The organism is Nocardia sp. NPDC050712, from assembly GCF_040654295.1.
GTDB lineage: Bacteria > Actinomycetota > Actinomycetes > Mycobacteriales > Mycobacteriaceae > Nocardia.
The window spans coordinates 1,192,268-1,206,812 of the sequence record NZ_JBFAHT010000001.1 but is presented as its reverse complement, the minus strand read 5'-3'; the positions used below and the strand labels follow the sequence as shown (position 1 = coordinate 1,206,812).

General features: G+C 69.2%; 12 protein-coding genes and 1 pseudogene. 5 read left to right on the top strand and 8 right to left on the bottom strand.

Features of this window, described 5'->3' with window-relative positions; all coding sequences use genetic code 11:
• Nucleotides 1-85: 85 nt before the first annotated feature.
• The 4 genes from infB to rimP all read right to left on the bottom strand — a co-directional run bounded on the left by infB (nucleotide 86) and on the right by rimP (nucleotide 5,319).
• On the bottom strand, nucleotides 86-3,106 hold the full coding sequence (gene infB / locus AB0H76_RS05785) for a translation initiation factor IF-2 (protein WP_357317873.1): 3,021 nt from the start codon (nucleotides 3,104-3,106) through the stop codon (nucleotides 86-88).
• A gap of 109 nt (nucleotides 3,107-3,215) precedes the next feature.
• A complete protein-coding gene (locus AB0H76_RS05780) occupies nucleotides 3,216-3,503 on the bottom strand; it encodes a YlxR family protein (RefSeq protein ID WP_357320434.1) in 288 nt (95 codons plus the stop codon).
• A gap of 167 nt (nucleotides 3,504-3,670) precedes the next feature.
• The gene (nusA, locus tag AB0H76_RS05775) at nucleotides 3,671-4,699 is read right to left on the bottom strand and encodes a transcription termination factor NusA (protein WP_357317870.1); all 1,029 of its coding nucleotides are present in this window, start codon (nucleotides 4,697-4,699) and stop codon (nucleotides 3,671-3,673) included.
• On the bottom strand, nucleotides 4,696-5,319 hold the full coding sequence (gene rimP, locus AB0H76_RS05770) for a ribosome maturation factor RimP (protein WP_357320431.1): 624 nt from the start codon (nucleotides 5,317-5,319) through the stop codon (nucleotides 4,696-4,698). Before rimP ends, nusA begins: the two co-directional genes overlap by 4 nt.
• Nucleotides 5,320-5,521: 202 nt before the next feature.
• On the opposite strand from rimP, the gene AB0H76_RS05765 reads away from it, so the two are divergent.
• Nucleotides 5,522-6,100: a hypothetical protein gene (locus AB0H76_RS05765; RefSeq protein WP_357317867.1), complete on the top strand. Its 579-nt coding sequence runs from the start codon at nucleotides 5,522-5,524 to the stop codon at nucleotides 6,098-6,100.
• Nucleotides 6,097-6,534 (top strand): ferritin-like domain-containing protein, encoded by a 438-nt coding sequence (locus AB0H76_RS05760; RefSeq protein WP_357317864.1) that lies wholly within the window; start codon nucleotides 6,097-6,099, stop codon nucleotides 6,532-6,534. The genes AB0H76_RS05765 and AB0H76_RS05760 overlap by 4 nt, the downstream gene beginning before the upstream one ends.
• A gap of 51 nt (nucleotides 6,535-6,585) precedes the next feature.
• Here AB0H76_RS05760 and AB0H76_RS05755 read toward each other — a convergent pair whose 3' ends face one another.
• Entirely contained in the window at nucleotides 6,586-8,337 is a 1,752-nt protein-coding gene (locus AB0H76_RS05755) for an acyl-CoA dehydrogenase family protein (RefSeq protein WP_357317861.1), read from the bottom strand.
• Nucleotides 8,338-8,472: 135 nt separating this feature from the next.
• Here AB0H76_RS05755 and AB0H76_RS05750 point away from each other — a divergent pair, with 135 nt between their 5' ends.
• Together AB0H76_RS05750 and AB0H76_RS05745 are read left to right on the top strand one after the other, a co-directional pair.
• Nucleotides 8,473-8,958: a MarR family winged helix-turn-helix transcriptional regulator gene (locus AB0H76_RS05750; protein WP_357317858.1), complete on the top strand. Its 486-nt coding sequence runs from the start codon at nucleotides 8,473-8,475 to the stop codon at nucleotides 8,956-8,958.
• A 16-nt stretch (nucleotides 8,959-8,974) separates the two neighbouring features.
• A complete protein-coding gene (locus tag AB0H76_RS05745; RefSeq protein WP_357317855.1) occupies nucleotides 8,975-10,267 on the top strand; it encodes an FAD-dependent monooxygenase in 1,293 nt (430 codons plus the stop codon).
• A 52-nt stretch (nucleotides 10,268-10,319) separates the two neighbouring features.
• Here the strand turns inward: AB0H76_RS05745 and AB0H76_RS05740 are convergent, their stop codons facing one another.
• Both AB0H76_RS05740 and AB0H76_RS05735 read right to left on the bottom strand, forming a co-directional pair.
• On the bottom strand, nucleotides 10,320-11,006 hold the full coding sequence (locus tag AB0H76_RS05740) for a maleylpyruvate isomerase family mycothiol-dependent enzyme (protein ID WP_357317852.1): 687 nt from the start codon (nucleotides 11,004-11,006) through the stop codon (nucleotides 10,320-10,322).
• A 159-nt stretch (nucleotides 11,007-11,165) separates the two neighbouring features.
• Nucleotides 11,166-12,914, bottom strand: coding sequence for a proline--tRNA ligase (locus AB0H76_RS05735; protein WP_357317849.1), 1,749 nt, complete (start codon nucleotides 12,912-12,914; stop codon nucleotides 11,166-11,168).
• A 102-nt stretch (nucleotides 12,915-13,016) separates the two neighbouring features.
• Here AB0H76_RS05735 and yaaA point away from each other — a divergent pair, with 102 nt between their 5' ends.
• On the top strand, nucleotides 13,017-13,760 hold the full coding sequence (yaaA, locus tag AB0H76_RS05730; protein ID WP_357320428.1) for a peroxide stress protein YaaA: 744 nt from the start codon (nucleotides 13,017-13,019) through the stop codon (nucleotides 13,758-13,760).
• Nucleotides 13,761-13,762: 2 nt separating this feature from the next.
• Here the strand turns inward: yaaA and AB0H76_RS05725 are convergent.
• Nucleotides 13,763-14,497, bottom strand: a pseudogene (locus tag AB0H76_RS05725) (NAD(P)-binding domain-containing protein); the annotation flags it as partial.
• Nucleotides 14,498-14,545 lie beyond the last annotated feature (48 nt).

Below are 14,545 nucleotides of genomic sequence, written 5' to 3'. Positions count from 1 at the left end.
TCGCTGTGCGAACCACTGTCCAGCAGCGACGGCCCCTGAACCACGGGGGGAGGTGGGGCCGTCGCCGTCTACACCGCGAGGACTATCAGTCGCGCGGCTTTTCGCGCATCTCGTAGGCCTCGATGATGTCGCCTTCCTTGATGTCGTTGTAGGTCAAGGTCAGACCGCACTCGAAGCCCTCGCGGACCTCGGTGGCGTCGTCCTTTTCCCGCTTCAAGGAGGAGATCGTCACGGTCTCCGCGACCACCACGTTGTCGCGGAGCAAGCGCGCCTTGGCGTTGCGCTTGACCGAACCCGAGGTGACCATGCAGCCGGCGATGTTGCCGACCTTCGACGAACGGAAGATCGCGCGGATCTCGGCGCGGCCCAGCGGGACCTCTTCGTAGATCGGCTTGAGCATGCCCTTGAGGGCCTTCTCGATCTCGTCGATGGCCTGGTAGATCACCGAGTAGTACCGGATGTCCACGCCTTCGCGATTGGCCAGCTCGGTCGCCTTGCCCTCGGCCCGCACGTTGAACCCGATGATGATCGCGTTCGAGGCCGAGGCCAGGTTGACGTTGGTCTCGGTGACGCCACCGACACCGCGGTCGATGACCCGCAGCTGCACCTCGTCGTCGATCTGGATCTGCATCAGGGCTTCTTCCAGCGCCTCCACGGTGCCGGAGTTGTCGCCCTTGAGGATCAGGTTGAGCTCCGAAGTCTCCTTCAGGGCGGCATCCAGATCTTCCAGGCTGATCCGCTTGCGGCTACGCGCGGCCAGTGCGTTGCGCTTACGCGCATTGCGGCGGTCGGCGATCTGGCGAGCGATCCGGTCCTCGTCGACCACGAGCAGGTTGTCACCCGCGCCGGGCACCGACGTGAAGCCGATGACCTGGACGGGCCGCGAGGGCAGCGCCTCGGTGACATCGTCGCCGTGCTCGTCGACCATGCGGCGCACACGACCGTAGGCGTCGCCCGCCACGATCGAGTCGCCGACCCGCAGCGTGCCGCGCTGGATGAGCACGGTCGCCACCGGGCCACGGCCGCGGTCCAGGTGCGCCTCGATGGCGACACCCTGCGCGTCCATGTCCGGGTTGGCCCGCAGGTCCAGCGCCGCGTCCGCGGTCAGCAGGACCGCTTCGAGCAGTGCGTCGATGTTGGTGCCCTGCTTGGCCGAGATGTCGACGAACATGGTGTCGCCACCGTATTCCTCGGCCACCAAGCCGTATTCGGTCAGCTGCTGCCGGATCTTGTCCGGGTTCGCGCCTTCCTTGTCGATCTTGTTGACCGCGACCACGATCGGCACGTCGGCCGCCTGGGCGTGGTTGATGGCTTCCACCGTCTGCGGCATGACGCCGTCGTCGGCGGCGACCACGAGGATCGCGAGGTCGGTCGCCTTGGCGCCACGGGCACGCATGGCCGTGAAGGCCTCGTGACCCGGGGTGTCGATGAAGGTGACCAGGCGCTCGTTGCCTTCCAGCGAGGTCAGCACCTGGTAGGCGCCGATGTGCTGGGTGATGCCGCCGGCTTCGCCCTCACGGACGTTGGCCTTACGGATCGTGTCGAGCAGTCGGGTCTTACCGTGATCGACGTGACCCATGACGGTCACCACCGGCGGACGCTGCTCGAGATCGGACTCGTCGCCCTCGTCCTCGCCGTAGGTGAGGTCGAAGTTGGCGAGCAGCTCGCGGTCCTCGTCCTCCGGGCTGACGACCTGCACGACGTAGTTCATCTCGCCGCCGAGCAGCTCGAGGGTCTCGTCGTTCACGGACTGGGTCGCGGTGACCATCTCGCCGAGGTTGAACAGGGCCTGTACCAAGGCAGCCGGGTTCGCGTCGATCTTCTCCGCGAAGTCCGAGAGCGAGGCGCCACGGGCGAGGCGGATGACCTCGCCGTTGCCGCGGGGCAGCCGCACGCCGCCGACGGCGGGAGCCTGCATCGACTCGTACTCGGCGCGCTTGGCCCGCTTCGACTTACGGCCACGACGGACAGCGCCACCGGGACGACCGAACGCACCGGCCGCACCGCCACGGCCACCGGGACCACCCGGACGACCGCCGCCACCGGGACGACCACGGAAACCACCGGCCGCGGGAGCACCGGCACCGGGAGCACCCGTGCCGCCTCCCGCGCCGCCGCCGCGGTAGCCACCGCCACCGCCGCCGCCACCGGGACGACCGGCACCGCCGCCGGGACGGCCTGCGCCGCCACCGGGACGACCGGCACCGGCACCGCCGGGAGCCGGACGAGCCGAACGTGCGGGCATGGCACCGGGATTCGGACGCGGCGGCATCGAGCCGGGGCTCGGCCGCGGACCGCCGGGACGAGCGCCGCCACCCTGGGCAGCGGCCGGGCGGGGACCGCCCTGACCCTGACCGGGACGCGGGCCACCCTGACCCTGACCGGGACGGGGACCGCCCTGGCCCTGACCCGGACGCGGGCCACCCTGACCCTGACCGGGACGGGGACCGCCCTGACCGGGGGTCGGACGCGGCGCACGCTCGGGGGCCGGAGCCGACGAGTAGGGGTTGTTACCGACGCGCGGGGTCTTCGGACCCGGCTTCGGGCCACCCGGACGCGGAGCCGCAGGAGCCGCGGCAGCGGGACGCTGCTGCTGACCGGGCTGCGGGGCGGCCGCGGGGGTGGTGGGACGCGGGCCGGCCGGAGCCGGCGCCGCCTTGGGCGCTTCGGCCGCGGGAGCGGCCGGAGTCTGAGCCGGGCCGGGACGCACGGCCGGACCGGGGCGAGCGCCCTCGGTCGGACGCGGAGCGGCCTGGGCCGGAGTCGCGGCAGCCGGAGCCGCGGGGGTGCTGGCGGCCGGAGCCGCCGGGGCCGCTGCGGCCGGAGCCGGGGCGACGGGCTTGGGACCCGGACGCGGACCGCCCGGTGTGGGCTTCGCGCCCGGCTTGGCCGACGAAGCGGCGCCGGGACGGGGCCCGGACTTGGATTCGTTGTTCGGGGCGCCCTTGGTCGCCACCGACTCACGAAGGCGACGGGCGACGGGTGCTTCCACCGTCGACGACGCGGACTTCACGAACTCGCCCTGCTCCTTGAGCTTCGCGAGTAGTTCCTTGCTTGTGACACCGAGCTCTTTAGCCAACTCGTGCACGCGGGCCTTGCCTGCCACTGCTCTCCTCACTGAGAGGTCGAGCAGCCCCGCCGTTTCAGGGGACGGCGGCCCGCACGACCTCGGGTTATCTCCGACGGACGTTCATCGTTGGTACTTCACGGTGTGCTCATGAGTGCTCGTGCCTGTTCTCGAGGTAATGCTCCAGGGCTGAGATATCCAGATGTCCGGACACTCGTAGTGCTCTGCCGAATGCTCGGCGTCGCTCTGCCGTGCTCAGACAAGACGAAAGGGGGTGCAAATAGGCACCCCTCCCGGGAAGTCTGCGCCGCGGATCGGGAACGATCGCGACGATACGGGATTCGTCTACCGAGTCCCGATCTTGCGCCACGATCCGCAACAGATCGACGGCCAACTCGCGCTTCCGGCATCCGATGCACGTGCGCACCGGAGCCATCCGAGAAGACTGCTCATTGGTGCGTTCTTGCAAAGGAACCGAAGGCTCGCGCTGAACCTGTGACCACTCTACCGCTGACCCGGTCGGAACGACGAACCCCGCCCCCGGGGAAGTTACCAACATGTCATCCCGGCGGCCCGATTCCGAGCCGCCGTCCTGCGTTTCGGTCAACCGCGCTGCGCCTCCGAACGCACGCCTTCGCCCATGTCAGGGGCGGCGTCGCTGCGGATATCGATGCGCCACCCGGTCAAACGGGCCGCCAGGCGGGCGTTCTGCCCCTCCTTGCCGATCGCCAGCGACAGCTGGAAGTCCGGCACCACCACTCGCGCGGCGCGGGCCTCGGGATCGACGATCGTGACCGATACCACTTTCGACGGGGACAGCGCATTGCCGACGAAGGTCGCCGGCTCCTCGGCCCAGTCGATGATGTCGATCTTCTCGCCGGCCAGTTCGCTCATCACGTTGCGCACGCGTTGCCCCATCGGGCCGATGCAGGCGCCCTTGGCGTTCACGCCGGGCACGGTGGAGCGCACCGCGATCTTCGACCGGTGCCCGGCCTCCCGCGCGACCGCGACGATTTCGACCGAGCCGTCGGCGATTTCGGGCACTTCGAGGGCAAACAGGCGGCGAACCAGATTCGGGTGCGTCCGCGACAGCGTGATCTGCGGACCACGCGGGCCGCGGGACACCCCGTAGACGTAGGCCTTGATGCGATCGCCGTGCTCGTAGGTCTCCCCCGGCACCTGCTCGGCCGAGGGGATCAGCGCCTCGGTGCCGTGCAGCTCGCTGCCGATCCGGACCACCACGGTGCCGCGGGCGTTGGCCCGCGCGTCGCGCTGCACCACGCCGCCGACGATGTCGCCCTCGTGCGTGGCGAACTCGCCGAAGGACTTCTCGTTCTCGGCGTCACGCAGCCGCTGCAGCACCACCTGGCGTGCGGTGGTGGCCGCGATCCGGCCGAAACCCTCAGGGGTGTCGTCCCATTCGGAGATGACGTTGCCGTCGGCGTCGAGCTCGCGCGCCATCACCCGGACCGTGCCGGTCTTCTGGTTGATGTCGATGCGGGCGTTGGGCTGGTGGCCCTCGGTGTGCCGATAGGCGGTGAGCAACGCGGATTCGATCGCGGAGATCACCGTCTCGATCGAGATCCCCTTGTCGGCGACGATCGCGCGCAGGGCTTCGATTTCGATGTTCATTCCACGATCCCTTCGGATGCTGATTCGGATGAGAGGTCTTCGGGTTGCGAACCGGGTAGTGGCTTGCCGGGCGCGATACCGCCCGCCAGCTCCAGTTCCGCGGCGCCGGGCTGGTTGAACTCGACCTGGACGACGGCCTCGGCGATGTCGGCCAGCGCCACCGTGACCAGGTGCGGCTTGGCCTTGCCGCCGAGCACCAGGGCGATCTTCTCGCCGTCGAGCGCACCGGCCCGGGCCTCGAACTTCGCGGCGCCGGCCGGGTCCGGGGAGTCCGCGCCGTTGCGTAGCTTGATCCGGACCTTGCGGCCCTGTGCGCGCCGCCAGTGCCGGTCCGCGGTGAGCGGACGGGTGATGCCCGGGGTGGTGACCTCCAGCAGGTACGCCGTCTCACCGAAGTCGCCGGCCGCGTCCAGTACCTCGGAGACCTCGCTGCTGACCCCGGCGATGGCGTCCAGGTCCACCGCGGCGTCGCTGTCGATGACGATTTTGACCCGGTACTGACCGGGGTCGCCCGCTTCCGTTTGCTGTCCGGCAGTGGAGATCTCAACGCCTTCGAGGTCGAATCCCCGGCGTTCGACGAGACCAGCAACTAGCTGGCTCACCCTTTCCTCGGTCGGCATCGGCATCTGGGGCGGCTCCTGGTTCAGTTGTGACGCGGGGGGAAATTTATTTCTGTACCGAAGGTCTAGCGTAACGCGCTCGGAGAGTGTAAAGGACCAGCCAGCGTAATCAAGTTTGCTGGGTACATCACAGGCGCGCGTCCCGACCTATCGCGCCCGCGCCGCCGCCGGAACCACGGGGTGAATCTGGCACGATGGTGCCGTGCCCATCCGCCTCCTCGCCCCGCATGCCGGGTGCTCGCCCGGCCACAGTACTGGCTTCTCCCGCCGCACCGCACTCCGGTTGGCGGGTGGCGGCGCGCTCGGGGCGTTCGCGCTCGGTGCGACCACGGCCTGCGGTGAGGAACCGCTACAGGCGCCGGATCCGCTTGCGGCGCAGGTCACCTCGGCCAAAGCCGATGCCGCCGCGGCCACCGCGGCGATCGCGCTCGCACCGCAGCGGCAGGGCGCGCTGAGCACCATCGCCGCCGAGCGCACCGCGCACGCCGAGGCGTTGCAGGCCGAAATCGACCGCGTCATCGGCGTTTACGGCGACGGCACCACCCCGGTGCCCCGTACCCGCGCCGCGGTGACCCCGTCCGGCGCCGGCGCCCCGGGCGGGCCGACCGGTACGCCGGTACCGCCGACGACGCCGATCGGCGTCGAGCAGCTGCGCGATCAGCTCGCCCGCTCCCGGCAGTCGGCGGCCGACCTGAGCCGCCAGCTGTCCGGGTTCCGGGCCGGGCTGCTCGCGTCCATCAGCGCGTCCTGCGCGACCGAAGTGGGGGTCCTGCTCGCATGACGACCGGACAGCAGCAGGCGCTGCTCGACGCGCTCGAAGCCGAGTACGCCGCGGTGTACGCCTACGGCGTGGTCGCGGCCTACGCCAATACCGACCGGGCCCGGCTGGTCGCGGAATACGTTGCGGCGCACCGCGCCCGGCGGGATTCCACGATCGACGCGCTGAAGGTTTCCGGGGTGGCCGTGCCGGCGCCCGATCCCGCGTACACCACGCCGTTCCCGGTGGACGATCCGATCCCCGCGGCGAAACTGGCGGTGGCCGTGGAGAACGACTGCACCGTCGCCTGGCGCGCGGTGGTCGAGCGCGCCGATACCGCGGAGTTCCGCCGCACGGGGATCGACGCGCTGACCGAATCGGCTGTGCGCCAGGCTACTTGGCAGACGATTCTGGGAACGGAACCACCGACGGTGGCGTTCCCGGGTAAACCCGCCTGAGCCGCGGGTGAACTCGGCCGGCCCCGGTCGGGGCCGGCCGAATCATGGCGACTAGGGGCGCATTTCGTAGGCGCCGTCGTAGGCGACGACCTGGTTCCACACGCGGTCGAAGCGGTCCCGGTCGGCGTCCGGTCCGCGCAGCGCGCCCACCACCCATTCCTGCTGGGCCGGGCTGGTCGACGGCTTGCCGTACAGCGTGGTGGCGTGGCCGTTGAAGTCACGGATCTGGAAGTCGAAGATCTGATCCAGCACATCGCGGTCCAGGCCGGTGAGCGCGGCCTGCTCCAGCACCAGCTGGCCGTAGACCACCAGCGAGAACAGGTGGCCGATGGTCAGCATGAAGTCCAGGTCCTTCTGCTGGGCCTCGTTCGGCGCGGCGTGCAGCAGCAGGTTGCGCAGCGCCTGGGCCTGCTCGTAGAAGCGGGCCACGTTCGGCACGTCGGAGTGCTTCTCGTACACCGGGGTCCAGTCCGCGAACTGCACCTTGCCGGCGCCGCGGGCCGGGCCCTGCTGCCAGAAGAAGGTGTCGTCGGCGGCGTCCTGCCGGGTGCCGACCTCCGGGTACTCCTTCGGGTTGAACAGGTAGTTCGGCATGAACTTCAGGATCTGGCCGACATTGACGTGCACGGTGCCCTCGAGCCGGGGCAGGGTGTTGATCAGGCGCGAGACCTCGGCGAAGTAGGTGTTCTTCTCGAAGCCCTTGGCGGCCAGCACATCCAGCAGCAGGGTCATCACGACCTCGCCCTCGGAGGTGACCTTGGACTTGGTCATCGGGTTGAACAGCAGGTAGCGGCGGTCTTCGAGGCTGGCGGTGCGGAAGTAGTCCACGGCACGGTCGCTGAAGAGCTTCATCGCGACGATGCGGCTGTAGGCGTCGACGAAATTGCCGCGCACGTGCGGGAACTGGGTGACCGGGTTGCCGTAGAGGATCCGGTTGTTGGCGTGGGTGATGGCCTCGTAGAACGAGTGCTCCACCATGCCGACGCCGCCGTGGCACAGGTTGAACTTGCCCACGTTGACGGTGTTCAGCGCGGCCGAGAAGGCCTCGGGGCCGGTGTGCAGGATGTCCTCGGCCCGCACCGGGTAGTTCTCCAGGCGGAAGGTGGAGACGTACATCTGCTGGTGCACAACGTTTCCGAGCAGCTTGTAGTTCTCGTGCTGGGAGTCCGCGGCGAACCAGATGTAGCCCTCGGCGCCCTCGATGTCGGCGCGGCGGGAGAACACCGAGACCATGCTGGCGACGTTGCCGTTGCCGATGTAGTACTTCTCACCGTTGGCGCGGAACAGGATTCCGGCCTCGCGGTCGGCGCTGCCCGGCTCGGTGGGGGTGAGCACCAGGTCGGTGTTGTAGATATCGGCGCCGTGCGACTGCTCGGACAGGCCGAAGGCCATCACCTCACCGGCGGCGAGGTCGGCGGCGGCCTTCTGCTTGGCGATCTCGTTGTCGCTCTGCCAGATCGGGCCCAGGCCCAGGATGGTGACCTGCTCGGCGTACCAGTACGCCAGGCCGTAGAAGCCGAAGATCTCCGAGAGCGCGGCATTGCGGGCGGCGTCCCAGCGGCGGTTCTCGTCGCCGTCGGCGTAGGCGGCCGGGGTGAGGAAGGTCGCGAACAGCTTCTCCCGCTTCACGAACTCCAGGAAGTCCGAGACCCAGGCGGCTTCCGCGTCGTCGGCGAGCAGCTGCGCCTTGCCGCGCGCTTCGAACCATTCGATAGTCGCCTTCAGCAGTCGACGCGTCTCGGCGTCGAAGTGCTGGGGGTCGTAGGTCGCAGGGTTGAACAACAGCGCGTCGGTGCTCGTCATGCCGGTTAACTTACCAGCGGGTAACAGCAGCGTGGGCCGGGTGTGCGGAACCGCTGACCTGCAAATCTACCTACGGAACCGTAGGTCTTTCCAGCAACTCTATTGTTTCACGAAAACAAATGATATGTTTGTTTCATGGAAGCAAATAAAGATCTCGTGGAACGCCTGTCCCGCACGATCATCCGGTTCGCCGAGGCGACCAGGCAGGGCACTTCCCGGGTCTACGACCCCGTCCGGGTCGGCGTCCTGCAGCACGCGGCGGAGTCCGGGCCGATCCGGGCCGGCGAACTCGCCGAGCGGCTGGACGCGCTTCCCTCCTCGATCACCCGGCACGTGCAGGTCCTGGCCGAATCCGGTCTGGTGAGCACCGCGCCGGATCCGGCCGACCGGCGCGCGGTGCTGATCGAGGTGACCGACGCGGGTCGCGCGGAGCTGCGGCAGTTCCTGGAGACCGGCGATCAGGTGCTGGCGGCGGTGATCGACGAGTGGTCCGCCGAGGACGTGGCGACCCTCGACCGGTTGCTGAACCGGATGCTCGCGGACTGGGCAACCACGGGCCCCGCACATCAACAGCGGGCGACGAAACGCCGCCCCGGAAAGTTCGGCTGGAGCCGGACCTAGCTATCAGGAGAAAGTCATGGCCAGAAATCTGCACGTGCTCATCGCCGGCGGCGGCATCGGCGGGCTGGCGCTCGCCAACGGGCTGCGCCGGGCCGGAGTCAGTGTGTCTGTCCACGAGCGCGAGACCCAGCGCACCGATCGGTTGCAGGGCTTCCGCGTCCACATCAACCCCAACGGCAGCCGGGCGCTGGCGGAACTGCTTTCCCCCGAACTGTTCTCGACGTTCATCGCCACCTCCGGCAAGGGCAGCATCGGGTTCGGGTTCGTCACCGAACAGCTGAAGGAACTGCTGGAATTCGATCCGATCGAGCCCGCCCACGATCCGGCCGGCGGCGATCACTACGGGGTCAGCCGGATCACGCTGCGCCAGATCCTGCTCGCCGAACTCGGCGATGTCGTGCGCTACGACAGCATGTTCGAACGCTACGAGCATCGGGCCGACGGCCGGGTGGTCGCGCATTTCGCCGACGGCACAAGCGAAGTCGGTGACGTGCTGATCGGCGCCGACGGCGGCACCTCCCGAGTGCGCGCCCAGTATCTGCCGCACGCCGAACGGGTCGATACCGGAATCGTCACCCTCGGTGCGAAATTCCTGCTCACCTCGGAGTCGCGCCGGCGCATCGATCCGCGCCTGCTGACCCATCCGTTCAGCGTCATCCCGCCCAGCGGCTGCGGAATGTTCGTCGCCGCACACGATTTCGACGCGCCCACCGAGGCCGGGGCGATCGGTGGCAACGAGGCCGGCCTGTCCGGCCCGCTGTTCGACAACACCCAGCCCTACGTGCTGTGGGGCTTCGGCGCCAAGCGCGAACGCTTCGGCCCGGATCTCGAGGCGAAGAGCAACGACGAGCTGCTGGAACTCGCGCTCCGGCTGACCGAGGGCTGGGCGCCCGCGCTACGCCGCCTGGTCGCCGACACCGACAGCGAGACGATCGCGCTGCTACCCATCAAGACCTCGGTCCCGGTGCCGCCGTGGGAGACCACGAACGTGACCGTGCTCGGCGACGCCATCCACAGCATGACCCCATTCGGCGGCATCGGCGCCAACACCGCCCTGCGCGACGCACAGTCGCTGTGCCGCGCGTTGATCGCCGCCGATCGTGGGGAACAGGAGTTGCTGTCCGGCATCCACGAGTACGAGGCGCAGATGATCGATTACGGCTTCGACGCGGTGCGCACATCCCTGAAGGCCGCCAACCAATCGGTGTCCGACAACCGCCTCGCCCGCACCGCCGGCCGCCTGTTCTTCCGCACCGCGAACGCGGTTCCCGTCATCAAGCGGAAGATGTTCGCCGAACTCGGCGCATGACCTCCAGTGCGGATGGCGGACGACTCCGGTCACCGATCGCCCATAACCAGGGTTATGGGACCAGTGGGCCCTTCATCACTTCCCGGGCGGCAGCGATATCGCCGGACCAGGAGAGATCTGCGATCGCGGCTCGGTTCCACAGGGCCAGAAAGAGTTGTGTCGCGGGGCCGCTGATCGTGGCGACCGGGTCGCCGGGGCCGAGTACCCAGGATTCGCCGGTGTCGGTGGCGGACAACCGGACCGAGTGTGTGGGCGTGGTCGCGAGACCGCGCTTCACCATCCGGGGTGCGAAGACCTCGATGACCTCGGCGATGCCGTCTGCCGCGTGGGCGGCTTCGATCCGGCTGTCGATGCCGAGCGCACGCTCGGCGTCGAAGCGGTGCACCAGGGTTTCCAGCCAGCGGCGGCGGCGCCAGAACCCCACCGTGTGTGGCGGCCAGAAGGTCCACGCAGGCGTGTCCGGGTCGGCCTCCAGCACCGACACCAGCGCGTTCGCGGTGGCACCGTACCAATCCTTCAGCGCGGCGGGGTCTTTCGGGCCGGCAGGGGGCTCGTAGTCACCGCGGCGCTCCTTGACCCCGGCCACCACCCACAGGTTCCCCCCACCGACGTGATCGACCAGCTCATACATCGTCCAGTCACCACAGTGCTCGACCGGCGCGTCCAACCGCTCCCCCGCGCACGCGCCGAACGCGGTCAACTCAGCGCGTAGCAAGGCCAGGTACTCGTCAGGTGTCATGCGCCGATCCAACCGCATCATCAGGACGGTTACGCGGGAATCGGACGCCGCCACACCCCGATTGGCGCCATCTTGATAGAAGTTGGCGCTATCCCTACCCCGGTCTCGCGCAACCCCGCTGTACCGCGCGGCACAGCGGGGGCGAGACAGCGTGAGGGGTCAGCCGCGCAGTTTGGCCAGGACGGACTCGACGGCCGAGTCGGCCGGGATGTCCTCGGCCTCACCGGTGAAACGGTTGCGGAGTTCGACCTTGCCTTCGGCCCAGCCGCGGCCGATGACGAGCACCCAGGGCATGCCGAGCAGTTCGGCGTCCTTGAACTTCACGCCCGGGGAGGCGGTGCGGTCGTCGAAGAGGACATCGAGGCCGTGCGAATCCAGGCCCGCGACAACCTGTTCGGCGCCGGCGCGGGCGGCCTCGTCCTTGTTGGCGATGACGACGTGGATGTCGAACGGGGCGACCTCCGAGGGCCAGCGCAGGCCCTTCTCGTCGTGCTGCTGCTCGGCGATGACGGCGACCATGCGGGAGACGCCGACGCCGTAGGAGCCCATGATCAGGCGGACCGGCTTGCCGTTCTCGCCGAGCACGTCGACCTCGAAGGCGTCGGTGTACTTGTAGCCGAGCTGGAAGATGTGGCCGATCTCGATGCCGCGCGCGGCGACCAGGGTGCCGCGGCCGTCGGGCGAGGGATCGCCGTCGCGGACCTCGGCGGCCTCGATGGTGCCGTCGGGGGTGAAGTCACGGCCGGCGACCAAGCCGACGACGTGCTTGCCCGGGGCGTCGGCGCCGGTGATCCAGCTGGTGCCGGTGGCCACGCGGGGGTCGACGAGGTAGCGGACGCCGTTGTCCTGCAGCGCCTTCGGGCCGATGTAGCCCTTCACCAGGAAGGTGTTGTTCTTGAAGTCTTCGTCGGTGAGCAGCTCGACCTCGGCCGGTTCGACCGAGGCGCCGAGGCGCTTGTCGTCGACCTCGCGGTCGCCGGGGATGCCGATGCCGACGATCTCGGACTTGCCGTCCGGGTGGCGCAGCTTCACCATGACGTTCTTCAGGGTGTCGACGGCGGTGACGGGACGCCCGTAGACGCCGGCCTCGTTCGCCCAGTCGACCAGGGTCGCGATGGTGGGCGTGTTCGGGGTCTCGTGCACGACCGCGTCGGCCAGGCCCTCGACCGGCTTGGCCTCGGGCGCGGCGGTGACCACGGCCTCCACGTTCGCGGCGTACCCGGACTCGCGGCACACCACGTAGGTGTCCTCGCCGACGGGGCTGTCGGCCAGGAACTCCTCGGACGCGCTGCCGCCCATGGCGCCGGAGGTCGCCGCCACGATGACGTACTTGACGCCGAGTCGCTCGAAGATCCGCTGGTAGGCCTCGCGGTGCGCGTTGTAGGACTTCTTCAGGCCCGCTTCGTCGAGGTCGAAGGAGTAGGAGTCCTTCATGATGAATTCGCGCCCGCGCAGGATGCCGGCGCGGGGCCGCTCCTCGTCGCGGTACTTGGTCTGGATCTGGTACAGCGCGACGGGCAGGTCCTTGTAGGAGTTGTATTCGCTCTTCACGGTGAGCGCGAACAGTTCCTCGTGGGTGGGGCCGAGCAGGTAGTCGGCGCCCTTGCGGTCCTGCAACCGGAACAGCGCGTCGCCGTATTCGGTCCACCGGTTGGTGGTCTCGTACGGATCGCGCGGCAGCAGCGCGGGCAGCGAGATCTCCTGCGCGCCGATCGCGTTCATTTCCTCGCGGACCACACGCTCCACTTCCCGCAGCACACGCAGACCCAGCGGCAGCCACGAGTACACACCCGGGGCGACGCGGCGCACGTATCCGGCGCGAACGAGCAGTTTGTGGCTGGGCACCTCGGCGTCGGCGGGATCGTCGCGCAGGGTACGCAGGAACAGGTGGGAGAGGCGGGTGATCACGGGTGCTCAGCGTAGTCCCTGGCCGTGCGCGGGCTCCAACGCATTACCCATTCAGGCGTGCCCGCGGCGCCACCGCCGCGCGCGCCGGTACCGTATCCGCTCGTGCTGGTGCTGCTGCCTCCCTCCGAAACCAAGTCCGACGGCGGGGCGGGCGCGCCCCTGGATCTCGCCGACCTCGCGATGCCGCAGCTCACCGCGGTCCGCGACAAGCTGGTCACCGAACTGATCGAACTGAGCAAGGACCCGGACGCCGCGCGCAAGGCCCTGGCCCTGGGCAAGGGGGCTGACGCCGAGATCGCCCGCAACGCCGCCCTGCGCACCTCCCCCACCCGGCCCGCGCTGGAGCGCTACACCGGCGTGCTGTACGACGCCCTGAACGCGAAATCGTTCACCAAGGCGCAGCGCGAGAAGGCCTACGCCCGCCTCGGCATCGGCTCGGCGCTGTTCGGGGCCGTCCGCGCCGGGGACCCCATCCCCGCCTACCGGCTCTCCGGCGGCTCGAAACTGCCCGGCCTGCCGACCCTCTCGGCGCTGTGGCGCGACACCCTCCCCGAGGCGCTGGCCGCCGAGGCCGCGGGCGATCTCGTCATCGACCTGCGTTCGGGCACCTACCAGCAGCTCGGCCGCGTCCCGGGCGCGCTCACCGCCAACGTCCTGACCGAACACCCGGACGGCTCACGCACCGTGGTCAGCCATTTCAACAAGCATCACAAGGGTCTGCTCGCCCGCGCGCTGGTCCTGACCCGCGCCGAGCCGACAAACGTCTCCGGCGTCGCCCGGGTCGCCGAGAAGGCCGGCTTGCGCACCGAAATCGCCTCGCCGACCGAACTTCTGATCCTCACCTGAGCTCAGCGGGTGGCCTTCTCGACCGCGGCGCGCACGGCGGCGGGGTCGGCCGGGCTGGGCTCGTGCTCCCAGAACGGGGTGCCCGCGGAGTACGGGGCGCCGTAGGCGGGTGTACCGGGGGCGAGCCGCCAGGATTCGGCGAGCGGTCCGATGTCGACGGTGTCGTAGCCGAGCGTGTCGAGCAGTTCGGCGGCGGTGGTCTTCGCGGTGAGATCGTCGCCGGCGATGGGCAGTGCCGAGCGGTCGGCGGCGCGACCCGGGCGCGGCAGGGCCGCCAGGTGCGTGAAAAAGATGGTGTTGAAGGCTTTGACGACCTTCGAGGTGGCCAGATGCTGTTGCAGTAGTTCGCTGTTGGTGACCTTGCCGTCGTCCAGTTCCTGGATGACGCCGTCACGCTGGGCGCTGTAGTTGGTGGTGTCCAGGACGATCTTGCCCGCCAGCGGAGCCGCCGGAACGTCGCGGTAGACGCGGAACGGCGTGCTGACCACCACGAGGTCGCCGGCTTCGGCGGCCTCCTGCGCGGTGGCCGCCCGGGCCCGGGAGCCGAGGTCGGTGACGAGTTCGGCGAGCGTGTCGGGTCCGCGCGAATTGCTCAGGACCACTTCGATTCCCGCGTCCACCGCCAAGCGCGCTACCGTCGCGCCGATGCGGCCGCTGCCGATCAATCCAAGCGTTGTCATATCCGCTCCCACTTCGTGCTCGGTGTTCTTCCGGAGCCTAGACCAGGAAACCGCCCGGTTCGCGGCATCGGCGGAATCGGAAACCGCTGCTGGACAGGCACTTTC

Excerpts from the sequence above, each read along its gene's own strand:
- AB0H76_RS05745 (WP_357317855.1), top strand. The coding sequence starts at position 8,975 with ATGGCCAGAAATCTGCACGTGCTCATCGCCGGCGGCGGCATCGGCGGG.
- AB0H76_RS05750 (WP_357317858.1), top strand. The coding sequence starts at position 8,473 with ATGGAAGCAAATAAAGATCTCGTGGAACGCCTGTCCCGCACGATCATC.
- AB0H76_RS05740 (WP_357317852.1), bottom strand. The coding sequence starts at position 11,006 with ATGACACCTGACGAGTACCTGGCCTTGCTACGCGCTGAGTTGACCGCG.
- AB0H76_RS05780 (WP_357320434.1), bottom strand. The coding sequence starts at position 3,503 with ATGGCTCCGGTGCGCACGTGCATCGGATGCCGGAAGCGCGAGTTGGCC.
- nusA (WP_357317870.1), bottom strand. The coding sequence starts at position 4,699 with ATGAACATCGAAATCGAAGCCCTGCGCGCGATCGTCGCCGACAAGGGG.
- AB0H76_RS05760 (WP_357317864.1), top strand. The coding sequence starts at position 6,097 with ATGACGACCGGACAGCAGCAGGCGCTGCTCGACGCGCTCGAAGCCGAG.
- AB0H76_RS05755 (WP_357317861.1), bottom strand. The coding sequence starts at position 8,337 with ATGACGAGCACCGACGCGCTGTTGTTCAACCCTGCGACCTACGACCCC.
- rimP (WP_357320431.1), bottom strand. The coding sequence starts at position 5,319 with ATGCCGACCGAGGAAAGGGTGAGCCAGCTAGTTGCTGGTCTCGTCGAA.